Below are 20845 nucleotides of genomic sequence, written 5' to 3' on the forward strand. Positions count from 1 at the left end.
GGGCGGAAAGACAGGTCGACGCGGGCGTAGAGCGTGCTGTTCGACTCAACAGACAATAAAGTTGGAGCAATCCCATGGCTGTGCAGAAATCCCGAGTCACCCCGTCCCGTCGCGGCCAGCGTCGTTCGCACGATGCCCTCACCGCCAAGCAGCTGTCGACCGACCCGACCAGCGGCGAGATCCATCTGCGCCACCACATCACCGCTGACGGTTACTACCGCGGCAAGAAGGTGATTGCGACCAAGTCGTCGGCCGTCCAAGAAGATTGATTCGCGGTGCCCGCCGCGCGTCGCGCGGCCGGGTGACCCTCGCTTCTTCCGGAGCCGCCGGTCACTGCGGCTCTTGCAACAGGAAACAGTATGAGCAAGCGGATCTATTCCAGAATCGCGGGCACGGGTAGCTATTTGCCCGAAAAGGTGTTGACCAATGACGATATGTCCAAGATCGTCGACACCAGCGATGAATGGATCTTCTCGCGCACTGGCATCCGTGAGCGTCACATCGTCGCCGACGACCAGACCACCAGCGATCTGGCGTATTTCGCCTCGCTGAAGGCGATGGAAGCGGCCGGTGTCACCGCCGACGAGATCGACCTGATCGTCATCGGCACCACCACCCCCGACCTGATCTTCCCGTCCACGGCCTGCCTGCTGCAGGCGAGGCTGGGCAATGTCGGTTGCGGTGCGATGGACGTCAACGCCGCCTGCTCGGGTTTTGTCTACGCGCTGAGCGTGGCCGACAAGTTCGTGCGCAGCGGCGATGCCAAGACCGTGCTGGTGGTAGGGGCGGAAACGCTGACCCGTATCGTCGACTGGACCGATCGCACCACCTGCGTGCTGTTCGGCGACGGTGCCGGCGCGGTGATCCTCAAGGCCGACGAAGAGACCGGCATCCTCAGCACCCATCTGCATGCCGACGGCAGCAAGAAAGAGCTGCTGTGGGACCCGGTGGGCGTGTCGGTCGGCTTCGGCGAAGGCAAGAATGGCGGCGGTGCGTTGCTGATGAAGGGCAACGACGTCTTCAAATATGCAGTCAAGGCGCTGGATTCGGTAGTCGATGAGACCCTGGCGGCCAACGGCTATGACAAGCACGATCTGGATTGGCTGATCCCGCATCAGGCAAATCTGCGCATCATCGAAGCCACCGCCAAGCGGCTGGATTTGCCGATGGAGCAGGTGGTGGTCACCGTGGATCGCCACGGCAACACCTCCTCGGCCTCGGTGCCGCTCGCGCTGGACGAAGCGGTCCGCTCGGGGCGCGTGCAGCGCGGCCAGTTGCTGCTGCTGGAAGCGTTCGGCGGTGGATTTACCTGGGGCTCGGCGCTGCTGCGTTACTGACGTTTGCCTGCCTCGCACTGCAGTCCGTGCGCAGACGTTTGCGTACAAGGCCGGTGCGTGCAAGCCAGGGTCGCATCGTTGCTCGGTGCGCATGGTGCAGGGATGCGGCACCCTGTTATTTGCCGCAGCATCGCCATTGATGCCCTTCAGCGCGCGGTGATGTCGCCGGCGGTCGAATGATCGCCTGGTTCGTTTGCTGCGCCCGGCCTACGCACTGATTCGCGACGCCATGCCGCCGGGCAGATAAGGTCACCGCATGCGCTACAAGGATGATCCAGCATTCTTCGCCTTGCTGACCGGAAGTTTCTTTCGTGTGGTCGGCCGCCCGCTCGTTGCCGACCCCGGTATTGGAGCGGATTGGCTCTATACGCAGGCGCCGTTTGCGCTGCTCGCCCACGATACGCGCCCGGATCCGGTGTTCGTCTACGCCAATCGGGCGGCCCAGCGGGCTTTCGGTTACGGCTGGGAGGAGTTCATCGGCATGCCCTCGCGTCTGTCGGCGGAATTGCTCGATCGACCGGAGCGTCAGCGACTGCTCGATGCGGTTGCCCGCAACGGTTTCGTGACGGACTACGCAGGCATCCGTATCGCCAAGGATGGGGCGCGTTTCCCGATCGCCGACGGGGTGGTCTGGCAACTCATCGACGCCGCCGGGGAGCTGCGCGGGCAGGCGGCCGCCTTCCCGCTGTCCGCTGATGGCACTTATGCCGTTTGAGGCCCGGATCAGCACCTCATCGATGCGCGGCAGTCGCACCCTGGCCGCGACTGCCGCAGCTGTCAGGCCATTCGGGGCGACTGTCTCCGGAGTCCAGACGCGGCCCGTCGCTGCGGCTGACATGCCGGCATTGCGAATGCTTCCGTAGGGTGCGCTGGAAATCCGGGCGTTGTCAGGCAGTCCTTGCATACGCGGCAGTACAGACGGCAGGGCGATTTCGCACGTATCATCCCGGCTCGATTTTTGCTGGCAGCAACGCGTGACCGAATCCACTCTCGCCTTCGTCTTCCCCGGCCAGGGCTCGCAGTCCCTGGGCATGCTGGCTGAACTGGCCGAGCTGCATCCGCAGATCCGCGACACATTCGCCGAAGCCTCCGAAGGCGCGGGCGTCGACCTGTGGGCGCTGTCCCAGGGCGGCCCGGAGGAGATGCTCAACCGCACCGAGTACACCCAGCCGGCCTTGCTGGCTGCGGGCGTGGCGGTGTGGCGGCTGTGGACTGCGCAGCGCGGGCAGCGTCCGGCCCTGCTGGCCGGGCACAGCCTGGGCGAATACACCGCGCTGGTCGCTGCCGGCGCCTTGTCGCTGCACGACGGTGCGCACCTGGTGCGGCTGCGCGGCCAGTTCATGCAGGCCGCTGCGCCGGCCGGAGTCGGGGCGATGGCGGCGGTGCTGGGCGCCGAAGATGCGTTGGTGCTGGAGGTCTGCGCCGAGGCGGCAGGCAGCCAGGTGGTGGTGCCGGCCAATTTCAATTCGCCCGGCCAGATCGTGATTGGCGGCGACGCGGCCGCCGTGGATCGTGCGCTGGCCTTGCTGGCCGAGCGCGGCGTGCGCAAGGCGGTCAAGCTGGCGGTGAGCGTGCCTTCGCACACCCCGCTGATGCGCGATGCGGCCAACCAGCTCGCCGAAGCGATGGCAGGGCTGAGCTGGCAGACCCCGCAGATCCCGGTGGTGCAGAACGTCGATGCGTCCGTGCACACCGGCAGCGAAGCGATTCGTCAGGCGCTGGCCGAGCAGCTGTACCTGCCGGTGCAGTGGACCGGTTGCGTGCAGGCGCTGGCCGCCCAGGGCATTACCCGGATCGCCGAGTGCGGCCCCGGCAAGGTGCTCAGTGGGCTGGCCAAGCGCATCGACAAGCGTCTGGACGCGCGTCCGCTGGCCACGCCTGCCGATTACGCTGGCGCGCTCGAGGCCTGGACGCACTGATTCCGACGCACCCCGGTCATCCCGATTCCCTCACTGTCCGCGGCTGCGGTCACGACGTCCCCCTTCGAGGAACAGCATCCATGAGCAAATCTTTGCAGGGCGAGATCGCCCTCGTCACCGGTGCCAGCCGCGGGATCGGCGCGTCCATTGCCGACACGCTGGCCGCCCAGGGCGCCACCGTGATCGGTACCGCCACGTCGGCGTCCGGCGCTGCAGCGATCGGCGAGCGTCTGGCCGCCCACGGCGGTCACGGCCGTGAGCTCAACGTCACCGACGCTGCGGCGGTCGAGGGCCTGATCGATGCGATCGGCAAGGAGTTCGGCGCGATCTCGATCCTGGTCAACAATGCCGGCATCACCCGCGACAACCTGTTGATGCGGATGAAGGAAGAGGACTGGCAGGCGATCATCGACACCAATCTGACCAGTGTGTTCCGCACCTCCAAGGCGGTGATGCGCGGCATGATGAAGGCGCGCAAGGGCCGCATCATCAACATCGCCTCGGTGGTGGGCGTGACCGGCAACCCCGGCCAGACCAACTACGCTGCGGCCAAGGCCGGCATCATCGCGTTCTCCAAGTCGCTGGCCAAGGAAATCGGCTCGCGCGGGGTCACCGTGAATGTGGTGGCGCCCGGTTTCATCGATACCGACATGACCAAGGCGCTGCCGGACGAGGCCAGGACCGGCTTGTTGCAGCAGATCGCGCTGGGCCACCTGGGCCAGCCGGAAGACATCGCCAACGCGGTGGCGTTCCTGGCCGGCCCGACCGCCCGTTACATCACCGGTGAGACCCTGCACGTCAACGGCGGCATGTACATGCCGTGAGCGTGCGGCGCCGGGAGGCGCTAAGTGGCTGATCGGCGGGGAGTTGTGATGCAATGCAACGCCCGGTCGCTTCCACTACACTATCCAACGCGGCCATCGCATCCTGATGGCGTTTTTTTCGTACCACCACTACTCCATCTGGAGCGATATCCCAAATGAGCACCATCGAAGAACGCGTCAAGAAAATCGTCGTCGAACAACTCGGCGTCAAGGAAGAGGAAGTCACCACCAGCGCATCGTTTGTCGATGACCTGGGTGCCGACTCGCTGGACACCGTCGAGCTGGTGATGGCGCTGGAAGAAGAGTTCGAGTGCGAGATCCCGGACGAAGAGGCCGAGAAGATCACCTCGGTCCAGCAGGCGATCGATTACGTCAAGTCTCACGTCAAGAGCTGATGCGTTTTCCTGACGGCGGCGGCGTGACTTAAGCCTCTGCTGTGTCAGACATTCCATGGGGCCGCTGATGCGGCCCTGTGTTTTTCAGCGTCAATCGCAAACCGCAAGCACCGTCCGTCGCGCGGTGAGGAGATCTGCAATGAGTCGTCGTGTTGTCGTTACCGGCATGGGCATGGTGTCGCCGCTGGGCAATGATCTGGCTACCAGCTGGGATGGAATCATCCACGGGCGCTCAGGCATCGGCCCGATCACGCAGATCGATTCCTCGCAGTTCACCACCAAGATCGCCGGTGAGATCAAGAATTTCGACCCCACGCTTTTTGTGTCCGCCAAGGACGTCAAGAAGATGGATTCGTTCATCCACTACGGTGTCGGCGCCTCGTTCATGGCGCTGGACGATTCCGGGCTGGAGATCGACGACAGCAATGCCGAACGCGTGGGCGCCATTCTCGGCTCCGGCATCGGCGGGCTGCTCGGTATCGAAGAGCAGACCATCAAATTCCATGAGGGCGGCGCGCGCAAGATTTCGCCGTTCTATGTGCCCAGCACCATCATCAACATGTTGCCGGGCCAGGTAAGCCTGATCAAAGGCCTCAAAGGCCCGACCTTCTCTGCGGTGTCGGCCTGCGCCACCTCCAACCATTCGATCGGCACCGCGATGCGCATGATCCAGCACGGCGACGCCGACGTGATGCTGGCTGGCGGCGCCGAGCGCGGCTCCTCGCCGAGTTCGGTGGGCGGCTTCTGCGCGATGAAGGCGATGTCCACCCGCAACGACGACCCGACCGGCGCTTCGCGTCCGTGGGACAAGCAGCGCGACGGCTTCGTGCTGGGCGACGGTGCCGGCGTGCTGGTGCTGGAAGAATACGAACACGCCAAGGCGCGTGGCGCGCGCATCTATGCGGAATTGGTCGGCTTCGGCGCCAGCTCCGATGCCTTCCACATGACCGCCCCCAGCGAAGACGGCGAAGGCGCGGCGCGCAGCATGGCCGCGGCGATGCGCGATGCCAAGCTCAATCCCGAGCAGATCGGCTACCTCAACGCGCACGGCACCTCCACGCCGCTGGGCGATCTGGCCGAGACGATGGCGATGAAGCGTGCGCTGGGCGACCACGCCTACAAGACCATGGTCAGCTCGACCAAGTCGATGACCGGTCACCTGCTCGGCGCGGCCGGCGGCGTGGAAGCGATCTTCTCGGTGATGGCGCTGCACACCGGCATCATTCCGCCGACCATCAATCTGGAAGAGCCCAGCGATGGCTGCGACCTGGATTACGTGCCCAACGTGGCGCGCGAAGTGCAGGTGGACGCGGTGATGTCCAACGGCTTCGGCTTCGGTGGCACCAACGGCACGCTGGTGTTCAAGCGCATCTGAGGTCGATGCGCGGGTATTGCCGGTGGCCGCGAAGAATGTCTCGCGATCATCACTGCGCGCCAGTCGCTGGCCGCCGCGCGGGACACGTGCGCACGGCCACACCTCAAGCCGCGCCCTGATCCACCTCATCACGCGTGCCCTGCATCCACCGCAGGGCGACGCGCTTCAGCACCCCACGCCAAACCGGGCCGATGACGCTTACCAGACCCCTGCACGCGAACATCGACCTGCTGGCGCTGCATCGGCTGGCGCCGCAGCGCTATCCGGCACTGCTCGAATCCACTGCCTCGGGCACCGAGCACGGACGCTGGGACGTGCTGTTGCTGGCCGAAGGCGCCAGCCTGCGGCTTGATCCGGATGGGCGCACACGCGACGGCAATGGATGCCTGCTGGACGGCGGATTTCTGCAGGCACTGGATGCCGCCTGGCGGGCCGCGCGCGTGCCGCACGATGCGACCAGTCCGTGGCCGTTTCGCGGTGGCTGGGCAGTGTTGCTGGATTACGAACTGGCCGCGCAGGTCGAACCGATTCTGCAGCTCCCCACGCGTACCGATGGCTTGCCGAGCGCGCTGGCCTTGCGCGCACCCGCCGCCGTGCTGCGCGATCGGGTGCAAGGCCGCTGCCTCGCGCTGGCCGAGCCGGGCCGCGAGGATTTGCTGGCCCGCATCGTCGAGGACATCGCCGCCTGCGGCGCATTGCCGCCGTTGCCTGAGTGGGTTGCGCCGGTAGCCATCGACGAAGACGCACCGGAGCGCTTCACCGATGCGGTCGAGCGCGTGCTCGATTATCTGCGCGCCGGCGATGTGTTCCAGGCCAATATCTCGCGCGCCTGGCAGGCCGCGTTTGCCGCTGCGGTCGATCCGGCTGCGCTGCATGCGCGCCTGCGCGCGGCCAATCCTGCCCCGTTTGCCGGCCTGTTCGTCGCGGCCGGGCGCGCGGTGGTGAGTTCCTCGCCGGAGCGGCTGGTATCGGTGCAGGGCGAGGTGGTGCAGACGCGCCCGATCGCCGGCACCCGCGCGCGCTTTGCCGGCGACGACGATGCCGCACGTATCCGCGAGCTGGTCGGGCATCCGAAGGAGCGCGCCGAGCACGTGATGCTGATCGACCTGGAACGCAACGACCTGGGCCGGATCTGCGCGCCTGGGACGGTGGAGGTGGACGAACTGATGGGCGTGGAAAGCTACGCGCACGTGCATCACATCGTCAGCAATGTGCGTGGTCGCCTGCGCGAAGGCGTCACCCCGGGCGAGGTGATCGCGGCGGTGTTTCCCGGCGGCACCATCACCGGCTGCCCGAAGGTGCGTTGCATGCAGATCATCGCCGAACTCGAGCGCACCGCGCGTGGCGCCTACACCGGGGCCTTCGGCTGGCTCAATCGCGACGGCGACATGGATCTGAACATCCTGATTCGCACCGCCGAGGTGGCGGGCGAGCAGGTGCGCTTCCGCACCGGCGCCGGCATCGTGGTGGATTCGGACCCGCAGTGCGAACTGGACGAAACCCGCGCCAAGGCGCGCGGCGTGCTGCGCGCTTTCGACCGGACATGAGCGCTTCAACGGGACATCACCGGCGCGCGGTATCCTGCGCGGCGCTGGGGCAATGACGAGGTGCGTGTGGCGGTGACTGGCAAACGTGGATGTCTGGCCGTGCTGGGCACGGCGCTGTTGCTCGTAGCGCTATTGGCGATTACGGGGCTGGTGGCGTGGCGGCATTACTTGCACTTCGCCGATACGCCGGTGACTGCGAGCGCGCCCAGCGTGGTCATCGCGCCCGGCGATTCGCTCAGGGCCACGCTGCGCAAATTGCGCGCCGCCGGCGTGGCGCAGGGCACCGATCTGGAATGGCAGCTGCTCGCGCGCCAGGTCGGTGCGGCCGGCAAACTCAAGGTGGGCGAATATGCGTTGGCGCCGGCCCTTTCGCCGCGCGAACTGCTCGCGCGCATGCGTCAGGGTCGGGTGATCCAGTACCGCTTCACCATCGTGGAGGGCTGGAACTTCCGCCAGCTACGCGCCGCGATCGCCACTGCCACGCCGCTGCAGCATTCCATCAGCGTCCTGGACGATGCGGCATTGATGGCGCGGCTGGGATTCGCCAACCAGCACCCGGAAGGGCGCTTCCTGCCGGAAACCTATGTCTATCAACGCGGCGACAGCGATCTGGATGTGCTCAAGCGCGCGCACGTCGCCATGGACAAAGCGTTGGCGCAGGCCTGGGAGCAGCGCGCCCCCGATCTGCCGCTCGGCTCGCCGGAGCAGGCATTGATCCTGGCCTCGATCATCGAGAAGGAAACTGCGCTGGGGTCCGAGCGCCCGCTGATTGCCGGCGTGTTCCTGCGCCGTCTGCAGCTGGGGATGAAGCTGCAGACCGACCCCACCGTGATCTACGGCATCGGCAGCAGCTACGACGGCAACATCCGCCGCCGCGACCTGACCACCGACACGCCCTACAACACCTACACGCGCACCGGCCTGACCCCGACCCCGATCGCCATGCCGGGCCGTGAGGCCTTGCTGGCGGCGGTACGTCCCGCGCCGGGGGATGCCTTGTACTTCGTCGCGGTGGGTGATGGCACCGGCGCGCATGTGTTCTCGGCCACGCTGGCCGAGCACAATGCGGCGGTGGCGCGTTATCTGCAGCGTCGCCGCCAGTCGCAATCGGAACCTGCCCCATGACCCCTGCATTTTCGCCCTGGCAGCAGCGCGGCTACGACCAGACCCTGGCCGCACTGGATGCCGGCCGGCTCGGGCATGGCTTGCTGATCTGCGGGCCGGATGGCCTGGGCAAGCGTGCGGTGGCGTTGGCGCTGGCCGAGCACGTGCTGGCCAGCTCGCCAGACCCGGCACTGGCGCAGCGCAGCCGGCAACTGATCGCGGCCGGGACCCACCCGGATCTGCAGCTGATCTCGTTTATTCCCAATCGCACAGGCGACAAGTTGCGCACCGAGATCGTGATCGAGCAGGTGCGCGAGATTTCGCAAAAGCTCTCGTTGACCCCGCAATACGGCATCGCCCAGGTGGTGATCGTCGACCCGGCCGATGCGATCAATCGCGCTGCCTGCAACGCCTTGCTCAAGACCCTGGAAGAACCCTCGCCAGGCCGCTATCTGTGGCTGATCAGCGCGCAGCCGGCACGCCTGCCGGCAACCATCCGCAGCCGCTGCCAGCGCCTGGAATTCAAGCTGCCGCCCGCGCACGAAGCGCTGGCCTGGCTGCTGTCGCAAGGTGTCAACGAGCGGGCTGCGCAGGAAGCGCTGGACGCCGCACGCGGCCATCCCGGGCTCGCCGCGCAGTGGCTGCGCGAAGATGGCCTGGCGGTGCGTCGCGCGGTGGCGCAGGACCTGGAACAGATCGCCAGCGGACGTGCCGGTGCGGTGGAGGTCGCGCAGCGCTGGACCAACGATGGCCAGGCCGACCAACGGCTGCGCCACGCCGCCGACCTGGCGTTGGCGCAGGCCTCGGCCGGCTTGACCGATCCCTCGCGGTTGCACAAGCTGGCGACCTGGTTCGACGCCGCCAATCGCACCCGCGATCTGCTGCGCACCACCGTCCGCGCCGATCTGGCGGTGACGGAATTGTTGCTGTCCTGGCGCGAGGGAGAGCGTCCGGCACGTTCTAGGGGAACTCGATGAGTGCAATGAATGCACGCCAAGGCATTTTGTCGCTGGCGTTGAAGGACAAGCCGGCGCTCTACAGCGCGTACATGCCGTTCGTGAAAGGTGGCGGCATCTTCGTGCCCACGCCCAAACGCTACATGCTGGGCGACGAAGTGTTCCTGCTGCTGACCCTGCCGGACTCCAGCGAGCGCCTGCCGGTGGCCGGCAAGGTCGTCTGGACCACCCCGGCCGGCGCGCAGGGCAACCGCGCCGCCGGCATCGGCGTGCAGTTCCCCGATGGCCCGGAGGGCGAGGGCGTGCGCAACAAGATCGAGACGCTGCTGGCGGGCTTGACCACGTCGGATAAGCCGACGCATACGATGTGAAGCGCTCCAGTGCGCTGCGGTCGCGCGTCTGATTGCAGTCGTGTTGAAAGCGGCTGATCGAGGCGCGAATCGGATATTTGAACGGTGCGGGATTGATCGCCACGCCCTGGGTGCCAGGGCGGCAACGCCCCGTCCAGGCGCCGGAACGGGGGCGCTTTCGTCCGCGTCGTCGCCGTGCTGGATGAACCTGTTGACGATCGCCACAGCTGCCCTATAATGTGCGGCTCGCGTCATCGGGCGGTTAGCTCAGCGGTAGAGCATTGCCTTCACACGGCAAGGGTCACAAGTTCGAACCTTGTACCGCCCACCATCGAAACCCAGCAGCATCGAGGGTTCAGCGCGAGAAGAAAAGCCGGCCATGCGCCGGCTTTTTTGTTGTCCTGCAGTCGTCCTGCAAGAGGATCGAGAATGTCAGCTGGACTTTGCCTATTCCGAGATGAAGTGACAGAGCTGTGTCGCACGCCGCAGCGCGCGCGCCAAGTGGCATTCCTGCGGTCGAACGGCATCAGGCATTACCTGGATAATTACGGCCGGCCCGTGATCCTGCGCTCTGCAGTAGAGGGCGCTGCTGCGCCACGTCCTGCCGCAACCGTTGAGTGGCGTTCCAACAAAGTCGTTTGATGAGTGCTTAACACGCCGGTGTATTTAGCCGCGCTGAATTCAGCGGGTGGTGACAGATCCAGCGGCTGTCTTGACCGTCATGGGACGTGTAGCTCGCCAGCAAGCTGCGTGGCTCTGCCGGGTCGGAGAGGTTGACTATTGACGGCGCCGGCGCGGCCACATGGCGTTCCAGCTCCTGCCAATGATCGACCAGGTGCCCCGCCGGCGACCACCAGTGGCGCAAGCCCAAGCCCATGGTCTCCAAGAAGCACCCGATCACCATCATCGGCCGAGTCCACTGGGTGGGCGGCTGGCGCGATTAGCTAGCGGCAGGCTGAACTGGGCGCTTACCACAGCAGCTAGCGGTTGCTAAAGCTGGGAGGAACTTTGCCGATGATGGATGGGTCTGACCGCAGACGACCCGACGTTCGAGACTAATTTGCTGCACTACTCCGTGCTAACGGTGAAGTCAACAGAATGTAGTCAATTGACTAGACAGATCTGTATACTCCGCGGCTACACGCAGTAGCGTTTCGATGCATTCATTAGCATTCACCGACGTTCAGTGTGCCCCACCAAGGAGACCAGCGAAGTTGCTGGAAAGCCCATGAACAAAATAAATGCTACGTTAAACGCGTTTTTAGCCGGCATAGGTGGCGCTTTTTCACTCTTCCCGTCAGGCCAAGTCGAGTCGTTCATGAAGCGACCCACGGTTGAAGCCCGGATGCAGGCGAGCTTTGCACGAGTAGGCCGCAATATGGACACTGCGATGAAGAGGGCCAAGGATGAGCAGAAGAAAGCCGCAGAAAAAGCCTACTGAGTCAAGGCCTAACAGCTTAGCAAGCTCAGCCAAGCCCGCAACGGTTCGTACGGCTGAGCTTCGTGTTGGGCAGCAACAAACAACGCAGCAGATAACTCAGCAGTACGCCATGAGATCAAGCTGGGAGGGCCCCATACCTCCGCCTAAGCTCCTCGCAGACTTTAACGAGATACAGCCTGGGCTGGCAGGGCGAATTGTTCAGTGGGCCGAAGAGGAAGGCGCACACAACCGGACAATTGAGACCAAGGCTCTCAACTGGTCGATTGCCACAAGAATCATCGGGCAGATCTTTGCTGCGGTGCTTGCAGTCGGATGCTTGTATGCAAGCTATCACTTGGCAATGGCCGGTCATGACGTTGTCGCGACCACATTGGGGGGTGGCACCCTGACTACGATCGTCTTTGCATTTCTTTCAAGTAAAAGAGCGGCAAACTCTACCAACTGACCCCGCTCCGGCGGGGTTTTTGCTTTGTGGGGGCTGGTGCTGGCGGCTACAGCATCGGCTCGATCGTGGACTCACCCTCGGTCCTGGTGTGGATTCGGTAGGAGCGCACCTGGCCCGGCTCGACGAAGATCTCCGCGCTGTGGCTGCGCGCTACGTGCCGCTCCTCACTGTTGGCCCCGCAAAGACCTCTGCCGCCGACGTACCGCGAGGTGATGACGTGCCGGCCGCCGCGCAGCGCGGTCGGATCCGAGAGCAGCACAAGCTGATCGGCCGGCGCGGCGATGCGGCGCTCAAGCTCCTGCCAGCGGTCAACCAGGCGCGCGGTGAACTCCGGCGACAGCTGCGCCACCACCACAATGCTGTCGCGCTTGCCCTGCTCGCCAGCAAACACGAACACGCGGGTGGCCTGGCTTAGACCTAAGCCATTGATTTTTTCAGTATCCTCAATTTGAGGAAGCTGGATGACACGCTCCTGTGCAAGCGCTTCGATTGTTCGCTTGACGTTGTCGTGGCGCTTTTCGACCAGCTCCGAGATATCACGGCTAGTGATTGCCGGCGCGCCGCCCGCAATGGTGAGTTGGCTCATGGATGCACGTTCTGGCTCGCGCCGGTGATGATGAAAACCACTTGCCCGCCCTTGCGCGGCTCAGCGCGCACCAGCGGGTGGGAGATGAATCGCTGATCGTCGATCCCCAACCTGGGCCAGGCCGTCGCGGTATGCCTTGCAGCGGCCGAGCATGTTGTCGTCGTCCGGCATCTGCTTCGTCGGTGGGTAGAAGTCGATCCACAGGTGTAGCAGGCCTGCCGGCAGCTGCATGCCCTTCCAGCCGGCCTGGAACGCGGTGAGCGCACGCTGGCGCGCGCTCTTGATGGCCCTTGCCTTGCGCGACCAATGCACACGCGCGTTCGGCGACCAGTTCTTTCTAGGCCAGAAGAAGGTCAGGCGGGTCAAGAGGCCACGACTCAAGGCGATTGCGCGCCCCGCCGATAACCATTTGTCGAGGCCTTTCCAAACCACAGAGAGCAAACATGCAAGAGCAAATTATCGATCAAGACAAAGCAACTGCGCGCCAAGCCAGGGACGACGTGTTCTTCGGCAACCTGAAAGACTTCGTTGAAATGATGAAGTGCTGGGGCCTCGGAACTGCCTTCATCGCAGCGGGCTTTTCGGTAATTACGTCTGGTCTGCCGATCGGTTTCCGCCTGCTCGGAGCCATGGCCAGCTTGGTAGTGGGCCTGATGATTGTTATTGCCTCCGTCGTGATTCATTCGCGCCACCGGATGGCGGCGCACGGCCAAACGCGAGGCCAGCAGCTGGAGCGGATGGCTAGGTTCAGCTTTCTTATGGTGTCTGGGCTGCTCGTCTGCGGCGTCACCGCGGAAGTGATCAAGCACAAGATGGCTCTAAGCGCAGCCTCTGTGGCTGCTGGAATTAAATGAGGCGACGCTGACCATGCTGGAAGGCGTCGCAGGTGATCATCAATGCAGCGCCCGACAACGAGTGGTGCACAAACGGCCGCTAAGTCTGATCCTCGGCGAAGATGCCGCCGCCAATCACCGCCGAGCCGACGAACATGCCCTTCGTATCGTGGCCACCACCCTCTTGGGTATGACTGTTCCGTCCATGGAGTAGCTGTGCGCGTTCTCCGGCCTTTCCTTCGCTGATAGCCCTCGCGGTTGAGGCGAAAGCATCTGCGCAACGCCACCGACGACCGTTGCAGCACCTGCTTTCGGTAGGTCTGGCTTTTCAACTTTCGCAGTGTGTTGTCTTGAACAGGCATGGTCTGATAGATCTACGCCGAAGAGCGTCAATCATTTGGCGTCCACAGGGTCAATATTCCGCTGCCGGGGCGATATGCTTCGCATCGTCTCGGTTGCGCCTGCCTTCTTGCGAGTGGCGTCTGGAGTTGCCATCCTGCAATCCCCCGCGTTGAAGAAGGAGTGGCGATGAAAACGCTGCTTGGTGGTGCCCTGGTTGCGATATTGATGCTGGCTGGCTGTGCCCGCGATGTAGGTGAGCAGTACGTGGGCAAGTGGGTCAACGTGAAGTCGCAGAAGAACGTGCTGAGCATCGAGCACAATGGGGAAAGCTTCATCATCCGCGATACGACGCCCGAGCTGTTGGGTAATGGCGTCAAGACCAGGAATCATCCTGCCATCTTGAACAAAGGTGTGCTGCAGGTGTCCAACGCCGACGGTACGGTCAATTACGCGATCGACGAGGCGACCGGGCGGCTGAGCACTGGCGATGCCGAGTACACGCGGGTCAAGTGAGCGCTGGTGTGGGCCGGCAGAACAATGCGCCATGAGTGCGACCCGCCGGTGGTGGGGCGTGATTGCTTGATTCGGCCATCGGGCCAATGGCCGGCTGCCGCACGGTGTTGCACGAGGGGTGGCTGGATGCTCAGGGGGGCGGTATCACAGCATGCGCCTGCATCCATCGCCACAAGGTGGTGCGTGAGACGCCCAGTGCCTGTGCAGCGCGTGCGCGGTTGCCGTTGGCGCGCGCCAACGCGGCGCGCACGACTGCTGCGGTGAGGTGCAGGCGTGAGGTTGCCAGATCGGTGTGCGTGGGCGTGGCTGCGCGATCATGCGCTGGTGCGTCGAGCGGTGGTGCGTCGAACAGCTCCGGCGCCCAGCTTTCCAATTGATCCAGGCTCAGGCTGTCGTGCGGGTGTGCCTTCCAATGGATGCACAGGCGTTCGACCAGATTGCGTAGCTCGCGCACGTTGCCTGGCCACGCGTGCTGTTGCAGCCGCTGCAATGCTGCCGGTGTCAGTGGCGAAGGGATACTGCCGAGTTGCTGGAAGTAATGCGTTAGCAACAAGGCGATTTCGTTGGGTCGATTGCGCAACGGTGGCAGCGCGATGCGCAGCGCGGCCAGTCGATAGAACAGATCGCGCCGGAAGCGCCCTTGCTCGACCAGCGCCTGCAGCTGCTGCAGGCTTGCGGCGACGACGCGCACATCGACAGCGACCGGCAGCGTGGCGCCAACACGCAGCACTTCGCGCTCTTCCAGTACGCGCAGTAAGCGTGTCTGCAGCGGCATCGGCAGTTCGCCGATTTCGTCGAGAAACAAGGTGCCGTGCTGCGCGGCTTCGATCAGGCCGGTATGGCCGCCACGGCGTGCGCCGGTGAATGCGCCGTCGCTATAGCCGAACAATTCAGCTTCCAGCAGCGATTCGCTGATGGCGCCACAGTTGATCGCAACGAAGCGGCCGCGCCGACGGCTGCCGGAATGCAGTTGGCGCGCGACCAATTCCTTGCCGGTGCCGGTTTCGCCGCTGATCAGGACCGTGCCGGGATGCGGCGCGTACAGCTGCACCAGCTCGCGCACGTGCCGCAGTGCGGCGTCTTGGCCCAGCAGCATGTCGCTGCGGCGCGCGCGACGTGGGGGCGTGCGACCGGTCGCCATGTCGGTGCGTGGCGCGCTGCCCAGCGTGATGGCCTGGTCCAGTGCGCGACGCACCGAGTCGGCCGAGTACAGCAGCACGCCGGGCAGGCCCGCCTGCTCGGCGAAATCGATCGCCATGCCGGTGCCGACGATGACCTGGATGCCGCTGGCGCGCAGGTCGGCGATGCAGTCGCGTGCGTCTTCGGCGGTGACGAAGCGGCGGTGTGTGATGTCCAGGTCGAAACTGTGCTGAAAGGCGCTGAACGAGGGCACGTCGGTGGCATGGGTGACCACGCCGATGCGCGGCGCGATGCGGCGTGCGCGCGCCAGCGCTTCCATCAGGTCGAATCCGGTGGCCTGGATCGGCGCCAGCGGCAGCGCGAGCCGGCTGCGTAGATACGCGGCGTTGGAGCCGCCAGCGACCAGGACGTCGCAACGCTCGCGGCGCAGGCGTTGGCCGATGACCTCCACCGCGTCCGCAAAGCCGAGGTTGATCTGCTCGATGCGCGCGCGCTGGTCGAACTCGGGGATGACATCGGCAAGCAGCACGGTCAGGCGAGACACGCTGACGGTCCAGATCACCGGCGGGGACGTGTCTGTCGGCTCGGATAACGAAGGGCTGCGCATCTGCGTGCTACGTTGCAACGGTGTTGCATAGTGATCCAAATGTTGCACATTTGCAACGTGATGGCGTAAGTAGGTGCAATAAAATCAGTGGGTTGCCGTTGGCATGCCATTTGCGCTTACTCGGTTATCCCAACGCAGGAATCGCCATGACGTCTTCGTCCACCTCTTCTGCCGGCACGCGCTTCCGCACGGCGCTGGCTGCCGAATCGCCGCTGCAGGTGATCGGCGCGATCAACGCCAATCATGCGCTGCTGGCCCAGCGCGCCGGCTATCAGGCGATCTACCTGTCTGGTGGTGGCGTGGCGGCTGGCTCATTGGGCTTGCCGGACCTGGGGATCAATACGCTGGAAGACGTGCTGATCGATGTGCGCCGCATCACCGATGTCTGCGCGCTGCCGCTGCTGGTGGACGTGGACACCGGCTTCGGGCCGAGCGCGTTCAACATCGAGCGCACCATCAAATCGTTGATCAAGGCGGGCGCGGCCGGCTGCCATATCGAAGATCAGGTCGGCGCCAAGCGCTGCGGGCATCGGCCGGGCAAGGAGATCGTCAGTCAGGGCGAGATGGTGGACCGGGTCAAGGCGGCCGCCGATGCCAAGACCGACCCGGCGTTCTTCTTGATCGCGCGGACCGATGCCATCCAGATGGAAGGCGTGGATGCGGCGATCGAGCGTGCCATCGCCTGCGTGGAAGCAGGCGCCGACGGCATCTTTGCCGAGGCCGCCTACGACCTGGACACCTACAAACGCTTCGTCGATGCGGTGGGCGTGCCGGTGCTGGCCAATATCACCGAGTTCGGCAAGACGCCGCTGTTTACGCGCGACCAGCTGGCCGCTGCGGGCGTGGCGATCCAGTTGTTTCCGCTGTCGGCGTTCCGTGCGGCGAACAAGGCGGCCGAAGCCGTCTACACGGCAATTCGCCGCGATGGCCACCAACAAGCGGTGCTGGAAACGATGCAGACGCGCGAAGAGCTGTACGAACGCATCGGCTACCACGACTACGAACAACGCCTGGATGCACTGTTTGCGCGCAAAGGCGCATGATCGCCGCTTGCTGCGTCCACCTGGTCAATCCTCAGTGACACCGCAACACGCCACAGCTTGGGAGCTCATCGCATGAACGACACCACCATTCCCGGTTTCAAGCCGAAAAAATCCGTTGCCTTGTCCGGCACTGCTGCAGGCAACACTGCGCTGTGCACCGTGGGGCGCAGCGGCAACGACCTGCATTATCGCGGTTACGACATTCTGGATCTGGCCACCACCAGCGAGTTCGAGGAAATTGCGTATCTGCTGGTGCACGGCAAACTGCCCAATAGCGGCGAATTGCGTGGTTACAAGGCCAAGTTGCGCTCGTTGCGTGGGGTGCCGGCCGCAGTGAAAGCGGCGCTGGAGCAACTGCCGCCGTCGGCCCATCCGATGGATGTGATGCGCACCGGCGTGTCGGTGCTCGGCTGCCTACAGCCGGAAAAGGACGACCACAATCACCCAGGTGCGCGCGATATCGCCGACAAGCTGATGGCCTCGTTGGGCTCGATGCTGCTGTACTGGTATCACTACAGCCACAACGGCAAGCGCATCGAGGTGGAAACCGATGACGATTCGATCGGTGGGCACTTCCTGCATTTGCTGCACGGGTTTGCACCCAAGGATTCGTGGGTGCGTGCAATGCATACCAGTCTGATCCTGTACGCCGAACACGAGTTCAATGCCTCCACGTTTGCATGCCGTGTCATCGCCGGCACCGGCAGCGATATGTACAGTGCCATTGCCGGTGGCATCGGTGCGTTGCGCGGGCCCAAGCATGGTGGTGCCAACGAAGTGGCTTTCGAAGTGCAAAAGCGCTACGACACGCCGGACGAGGCCGAAGCCGACATCAAGGCGCGGGTGGAGCGCAAGGAAGTGGTGATCGGCTTCGGGCATCCGGTCTATACCGTGTCCGATCCGCGCAACAAGGTGATCAAGGAGGTGGCGCGCGACCTCTCCGACGAGCAGGGCAGCCGCAAGATGTACGACATTGCCGAGCGTCTGGAGACGGTGATGTGGGACATCAAGAAGATGTTCCCGAACCTGGATTGGTTCAGTGCGGTGAGCTACCACATGATGGGCGTGCCGACGGCGATGTTTACGCCACTGTTCGTGCTGGCGCGCACTGCCGGGTGGAGCGCGCACATCATCGAGCAACGTGTGGACGGCAAGATCATTCGTCCATCTGCCAATTACACCGGGCCGGAAGATCAGGTGTTTGTGCCGCTGGATCAGCGTCCCTGAGTTGGCGTGGGGCTGTGCTGGCCCTCATCCGCCCTTTGGGCACCTTCTCCCGCTTGCGGGAGAAGGGCAAAGCAACAGCAGAGCAACAGCAGAGCAACAGCAGAGCAACAGCAGAGCAAAGCAATAGCAGTAGTGCCGCAGTAGCAACAAAACCTCGCCCGCTTCGTGATATCGCCCGCCATGAACAGCCAGTACCGCAAGCCCTTGCCGGGCACCTCGTTGGAGTATTTCGATGCACGCGCCGCCGTCGATGCGCTGCAGCCCGGTGCCTATGCAACGCTGCCGTATACCGCGCGCGTGCATGCCGAAAACCTGGTGCGGCGTGCGCAGCCACAGATGCTGGAGGCGTACCTGCGCCAGCTGATCGAGCGCAAGCGCGACCTGGATTTCCCATGGTTTCCGGCGCGCGTGGTCTGCCACGACATTCTTGGACAGACCGCGTTGGTTGACTTGGCCGGCTTGCGTGATGCGATCGCTGAGCAAGGGGGCGATCCGGCGCAGGTCAACCCGGTGGTGCCGGTGCAATTGATCGTCGACCACTCGTTGGCGGTCGAATACGCCGGGTTCGACAAGCAGGCCTTTGCCAAGAACCGCAGCGTGGAAGATCGTCGCAATGCCGATCGCTTCCATTTCATCGAGTGGACCAAACGCGCATTCGAGAACATGGAAGTGATTCCGCCGGGCAACGGGATCATGCATCAGATCAATCTGGAGAAGATGTCGCCGGTGATCTACACGCTCGACGGCGTGGCGTTCCCGGATACCTGCGTGGGCACCGACAGCCACACCCCGCATGTGGACGCGCTGGGAGTGATCGCAGTGGGTGTTGGCGGTCTGGAAGCAGAGAACGTGATGCTGGGGCGCGCGTCGTGGATGCGTCTGCCCGACATCATCGGCGTGGAATTGCTCGGCCGGCCAGCACCCGGCATCACCGCCACCGACATCGTGTTGGCATTGACCGAGTTCCTGCGTCAGCAACGGGTGGTCGGTGCGTATCTTGAGTTCTATGGCGCCGGTGCCAGTGCGCTGACCATCGGCGACCGTGCGACCATTTCCAATATGACGCCGGAATTCGGTGCCACTGCGGCGATGTTCTATATCGACCAGCAGACGCTCGATTACCTGCGCCTGACCGGGCGCGAAGAGACGCAGATTGCGCTGGTGGACACCTACGCACGCCACACGGGCCTGTGGGCGGACGACCTTGTCACCGCACAGTACGAGCGCGTGCTGCAGTTCGATCTGTCGAGTGTGGTGCGCAACATGGCCGGCCCGTCCAACCCGCACAAGCGGGTGGCAACCACCGAGCTGGCAAACAGCGGCATCGCCGCTGCGTGGGAAGACGTACCGGGGCAGATGCCCGATGGTGCAGTAATCATCGCGGCGATCACCTCGTGCACCAATACCTCCAATCCACGCAACGTCATCGCGGCCGGGCTGTTGGCGCGCAATGCGAATGCACGCGGATTGACGCGCAAGCCGTGGGTGAAAAGTTCGCTGGCGCCCGGCTCCAAGGCGGTGCAGTTGTATCTGGAAGACGCCGGCTTGTTGAGCGAGCTGGAACAACTGGGCTTCGGCATCGTCGCGTTCGCGTGTACCACCTGCAATGGCATGAGCGGTGCGCTGGACCCAGTGATCCAGCAAGAGATCATCGACCGCGATCTGTATGCCACGGCGGTGTTGTCGGGCAATCGCAATTTCGACGGGCGTATCCATCCGTATGCCAAACAGGCGTTTCTGGCATCGCCGCCGCTGGTGATCGCTTATGCCATCGCCGGCACGGTGCGCTTCGATATCGAAAAAGACGTGCTGGGCATCGATGCCGATGGCGTGGCGGTGACGCTCAAGGATCTGTGGCCGACCGATGCGGAGATCGATGCGGTGGTGGCGCGCAGCGTCAAACCGGAACATTTCCGCAGCGTCTACGACCCGATGTTCAAGCGCAGCGTCGGCCAGGGCATCCGCGTCAGCCCGCTCTACGACTGGCGCCCGACCAGTACCTATATTCGCCGTCCGCCGTACTGGGAGGGTGCGCTTGCCGGCGTACGCAGTCTGCAGGGCATGCGGCCGTTGGCGGTGCTGGGCGACAACATCACCACCGATCATCTATCGCCGTCCAATGCGATCCAGGCCGGCAGCGCGGCCGGCGAATACCTGGCGCAGATGGGCGTGCCGGAAGAGGACTTCAATTCCTACGCCACCCATCGCGGCGATCACCTCACCGCGCAGCGTGCCACGTTCGCCAACCCCAAACTGGTCAACGAAATGGCCGTGGTCGATGGGCAGGTCAAAGCCGGCTCGCTGACGCGCCTGGAACCGGAAGGGCAGGTGCTGCGCATGTGGGAGGCGATCGAGACCTACATGACGCGCAAGCAGCCGCTGATCATCATTGCCGGTGCCGATTACGGGCAGGGGTCCTCGCGCGATTGGGCGGCCAAAGGCGTGCGCCTGGCGGGCGTGGAAGTGATCGTGGCCGAGGGTTTCGAGCGGATTCACCGCACCAATCTGATCGGCATGGGCGTGTTGCCGCTGGAGTTCAAGCCCGGCACCGATCGCAAGGCGCTGGGCATCGACGGCAGCGAAACCTTCGATGTGGTCGGCGAGCGCACCCCGGGTGCCACGCTGACGCTATCGATCCATCGCCGGAATGGCGAGCAGTTGCAGGTACCGGTGACCTGTCGTTTGGATACCGCCGAGGAAGTGTCCATCTACGCGGCGGGCGGCGTGCTGCAACGGTTTGCGCAGGATTTTCTTGAGAGCCGGGAATCGGGAGTCGGGAATCGAGATGCGTTAGAAGCAGTAGCGGCACCGCAAGCGCACTAACCTCAATGGCGCCTGCCGTCGTAACGCCGCCCCACTCT

20 protein-coding genes, 1 tRNA gene and 1 pseudogene are annotated in these 20845 nt (G+C 64.2%); 19 read left to right on the plus strand and 3 right to left on the minus strand.

From position 1 onward, the window contains the following. Window positions 1-74: 74 nt before the first annotated feature. The 14 genes from rpmF to GGR61_RS16085 all read left to right on the plus strand — a co-directional run bounded on the left by rpmF (window position 75) and on the right by GGR61_RS16085 (window position 11248). Complete coding sequence (rpmF, locus tag GGR61_RS16020; protein ID WP_003483870.1) at window positions 75-269, plus strand: 50S ribosomal protein L32; 195 nt, start codon at window positions 75-77, stop codon at window positions 267-269. Between the two features lie 90 nt (window positions 270-359). After that, window positions 360-1337 (plus strand): beta-ketoacyl-ACP synthase III, encoded by a 978-nt coding sequence (locus GGR61_RS16025; RefSeq protein WP_005995227.1) that lies wholly within the window; start codon window positions 360-362, stop codon window positions 1335-1337. 256 nt (window positions 1338-1593) lie between these two features. Then, the gene (locus GGR61_RS16030) at window positions 1594-2052 is read left to right on the plus strand and encodes an MEKHLA domain-containing protein (protein WP_184622617.1); all 459 of its coding nucleotides are present in this window, start codon (window positions 1594-1596) and stop codon (window positions 2050-2052) included. Between the two features lie 259 nt (window positions 2053-2311). Continuing rightward, the gene (gene fabD / locus GGR61_RS16035) at window positions 2312-3256 is read left to right on the plus strand and encodes an ACP S-malonyltransferase (protein WP_184406945.1); all 945 of its coding nucleotides are present in this window, start codon (window positions 2312-2314) and stop codon (window positions 3254-3256) included. Between the two features lie 80 nt (window positions 3257-3336). Continuing rightward, entirely contained in the window at window positions 3337-4080 is a 744-nt protein-coding gene (gene fabG / locus GGR61_RS16040) for a 3-oxoacyl-ACP reductase FabG (protein ID WP_184406946.1), read from the plus strand. Between the two features lie 155 nt (window positions 4081-4235). Continuing rightward, window positions 4236-4475: an acyl carrier protein gene (gene acpP / locus GGR61_RS16045; protein ID WP_010368407.1), complete on the plus strand. Its 240-nt coding sequence runs from the start codon at window positions 4236-4238 to the stop codon at window positions 4473-4475. A 139-nt stretch (window positions 4476-4614) separates the two neighbouring features. Next, a complete protein-coding gene (fabF, locus tag GGR61_RS16050; protein ID WP_184406947.1) occupies window positions 4615-5850 on the plus strand; it encodes a beta-ketoacyl-ACP synthase II in 1236 nt (411 codons plus the stop codon). A 191-nt stretch (window positions 5851-6041) separates the two neighbouring features. Continuing rightward, window positions 6042-7397, plus strand: a complete 1356-nt coding sequence (locus GGR61_RS16055) for an aminodeoxychorismate synthase component I (protein ID WP_184622619.1) — start codon at window positions 6042-6044, stop codon at window positions 7395-7397. Between the two features lie 60 nt (window positions 7398-7457). Continuing rightward, the gene (gene mltG, locus GGR61_RS16060) at window positions 7458-8522 is read left to right on the plus strand and encodes an endolytic transglycosylase MltG (protein WP_184622621.1); all 1065 of its coding nucleotides are present in this window, start codon (window positions 7458-7460) and stop codon (window positions 8520-8522) included. Further along, window positions 8519-9478 (plus strand): DNA polymerase III subunit delta', encoded by a 960-nt coding sequence (locus GGR61_RS16065; protein ID WP_184406950.1) that lies wholly within the window; start codon window positions 8519-8521, stop codon window positions 9476-9478. The genes mltG and GGR61_RS16065 overlap by 4 nt, the downstream gene beginning before the upstream one ends. Next, window positions 9475-9828, plus strand: coding sequence for a PilZ domain-containing protein (locus GGR61_RS16070; RefSeq protein ID WP_039523910.1), 354 nt, complete (start codon window positions 9475-9477; stop codon window positions 9826-9828). The genes GGR61_RS16065 and GGR61_RS16070 overlap by 4 nt, the downstream gene beginning before the upstream one ends. 235 nt (window positions 9829-10063) lie before the next feature. After that, window positions 10064-10138, plus strand: a tRNA-Val gene (locus tag GGR61_RS16075). A 98-nt stretch (window positions 10139-10236) separates the two neighbouring features. Next, a complete protein-coding gene (locus GGR61_RS16080; protein WP_184622623.1) occupies window positions 10237-10449 on the plus strand; it encodes a DUF4224 domain-containing protein in 213 nt (70 codons plus the stop codon). A 586-nt stretch (window positions 10450-11035) separates the two neighbouring features. Then, window positions 11036-11248, plus strand: a complete 213-nt coding sequence (locus GGR61_RS16085) for a hypothetical protein (RefSeq protein WP_184622625.1) — start codon at window positions 11036-11038, stop codon at window positions 11246-11248. 491 nt (window positions 11249-11739) lie between these two features. Here the strand turns inward: GGR61_RS16085 and GGR61_RS16095 are convergent, their stop codons facing one another. Together GGR61_RS16095 and GGR61_RS16100 are read right to left on the minus strand one after the other, a co-directional pair. Then, on the minus strand, window positions 11740-12279 hold the full coding sequence (locus GGR61_RS16095; protein ID WP_184622628.1) for a Rha family transcriptional regulator: 540 nt from the start codon (window positions 12277-12279) through the stop codon (window positions 11740-11742). Further along, window positions 12276-12645 (minus strand): annotated as a pseudogene (locus tag GGR61_RS16100) (hypothetical protein). The gene GGR61_RS16095 and the pseudogene GGR61_RS16100 overlap by 4 nt, the downstream one beginning before the upstream one ends. A 77-nt stretch (window positions 12646-12722) precedes the next feature. Here GGR61_RS16100 and GGR61_RS16105 point away from each other — a divergent pair. Further along, the gene (locus tag GGR61_RS16105) at window positions 12723-13133 is read left to right on the plus strand and encodes a hypothetical protein (RefSeq protein ID WP_184622629.1); all 411 of its coding nucleotides are present in this window, start codon (window positions 12723-12725) and stop codon (window positions 13131-13133) included. A gap of 507 nt (window positions 13134-13640) precedes the next feature. Continuing rightward, window positions 13641-13967 carry a hypothetical protein gene (locus GGR61_RS16110; protein ID WP_184622631.1) on the plus strand — a complete coding sequence of 109 codons (327 nt, stop codon included), beginning with the start codon at window positions 13641-13643 and terminating at the stop codon, window positions 13965-13967. 130 nt (window positions 13968-14097) lie between these two features. Here GGR61_RS16110 and prpR read toward each other — a convergent pair whose 3' ends face one another. Next, a complete protein-coding gene (gene prpR, locus GGR61_RS16115) occupies window positions 14098-15732 on the minus strand; it encodes a propionate catabolism operon regulatory protein PrpR (RefSeq protein ID WP_184622633.1) in 1635 nt (544 codons plus the stop codon). Window positions 15733-15860: 128 nt separating this feature from the next. Here prpR and prpB point away from each other — a divergent pair, with 128 nt between their 5' ends. The 3 genes from prpB to acnD all read left to right on the plus strand — a co-directional run bounded on the left by prpB (window position 15861) and on the right by acnD (window position 20807). Beyond that, a complete protein-coding gene (prpB, locus tag GGR61_RS16120; protein ID WP_184622635.1) occupies window positions 15861-16757 on the plus strand; it encodes a methylisocitrate lyase in 897 nt (298 codons plus the stop codon). A 72-nt stretch (window positions 16758-16829) separates the two neighbouring features. Further along, the gene (gene prpC, locus GGR61_RS16125) at window positions 16830-17984 is read left to right on the plus strand and encodes a 2-methylcitrate synthase (protein ID WP_184406956.1); all 1155 of its coding nucleotides are present in this window, start codon (window positions 16830-16832) and stop codon (window positions 17982-17984) included. Between the two features lie 180 nt (window positions 17985-18164). After that, window positions 18165-20807, plus strand: a complete 2643-nt coding sequence (acnD, locus tag GGR61_RS16130) for a Fe/S-dependent 2-methylisocitrate dehydratase AcnD (RefSeq protein ID WP_184622636.1) — start codon at window positions 18165-18167, stop codon at window positions 20805-20807. Window positions 20808-20845 lie beyond the last annotated feature (38 nt).

The sequence above is a fragment of the Xanthomonas sp. 3058 genome (assembly GCF_014199765.1).
In the GTDB taxonomy this organism is placed as follows: domain Bacteria; phylum Pseudomonadota; class Gammaproteobacteria; order Xanthomonadales; family Xanthomonadaceae; genus Xanthomonas; species Xanthomonas campestris_B.

What these genes read in the sequence shown, in the direction of transcription:
- rpmF (WP_003483870.1), top strand. Translation starts at nt 75, where the DNA reads ATGGCTGTGCAGAAATCCCGAGTCACCCCGTCCCGTCGCGGCCAGCGT.
- GGR61_RS16025 (WP_005995227.1), top strand. Translation starts at nt 360, where the DNA reads ATGAGCAAGCGGATCTATTCCAGAATCGCGGGCACGGGTAGCTATTTG.
- GGR61_RS16030 (WP_184622617.1), top strand. Translation starts at nt 1,594, where the DNA reads ATGCGCTACAAGGATGATCCAGCATTCTTCGCCTTGCTGACCGGAAGT.
- fabG (WP_184406946.1), top strand. Translation starts at nt 3,337, where the DNA reads ATGAGCAAATCTTTGCAGGGCGAGATCGCCCTCGTCACCGGTGCCAGC.
- acpP (WP_010368407.1), top strand. Translation starts at nt 4,236, where the DNA reads ATGAGCACCATCGAAGAACGCGTCAAGAAAATCGTCGTCGAACAACTC.
- fabF (WP_184406947.1), top strand. Translation starts at nt 4,615, where the DNA reads ATGAGTCGTCGTGTTGTCGTTACCGGCATGGGCATGGTGTCGCCGCTG.
- GGR61_RS16055 (WP_184622619.1), top strand. Translation starts at nt 6,042, where the DNA reads ATGACGCTTACCAGACCCCTGCACGCGAACATCGACCTGCTGGCGCTG.
- GGR61_RS16065 (WP_184406950.1), top strand. Translation starts at nt 8,519, where the DNA reads ATGACCCCTGCATTTTCGCCCTGGCAGCAGCGCGGCTACGACCAGACC.
- GGR61_RS16070 (WP_039523910.1), top strand. Translation starts at nt 9,475, where the DNA reads ATGAGTGCAATGAATGCACGCCAAGGCATTTTGTCGCTGGCGTTGAAG.
- GGR61_RS16080 (WP_184622623.1), top strand. Translation starts at nt 10,237, where the DNA reads ATGTCAGCTGGACTTTGCCTATTCCGAGATGAAGTGACAGAGCTGTGT.
- GGR61_RS16085 (WP_184622625.1), top strand. Translation starts at nt 11,036, where the DNA reads ATGAACAAAATAAATGCTACGTTAAACGCGTTTTTAGCCGGCATAGGT.
- GGR61_RS16095 (WP_184622628.1), bottom strand. Translation starts at nt 12,279, where the DNA reads ATGAGCCAACTCACCATTGCGGGCGGCGCGCCGGCAATCACTAGCCGT.
- GGR61_RS16105 (WP_184622629.1), top strand. Translation starts at nt 12,723, where the DNA reads ATGCAAGAGCAAATTATCGATCAAGACAAAGCAACTGCGCGCCAAGCC.
- GGR61_RS16110 (WP_184622631.1), top strand. Translation starts at nt 13,641, where the DNA reads ATGAAAACGCTGCTTGGTGGTGCCCTGGTTGCGATATTGATGCTGGCT.
- prpB (WP_184622635.1), top strand. Translation starts at nt 15,861, where the DNA reads ATGACGTCTTCGTCCACCTCTTCTGCCGGCACGCGCTTCCGCACGGCG.
- prpC (WP_184406956.1), top strand. Translation starts at nt 16,830, where the DNA reads ATGAACGACACCACCATTCCCGGTTTCAAGCCGAAAAAATCCGTTGCC.
- acnD (WP_184622636.1), top strand. Translation starts at nt 18,165, where the DNA reads ATGAACAGCCAGTACCGCAAGCCCTTGCCGGGCACCTCGTTGGAGTAT.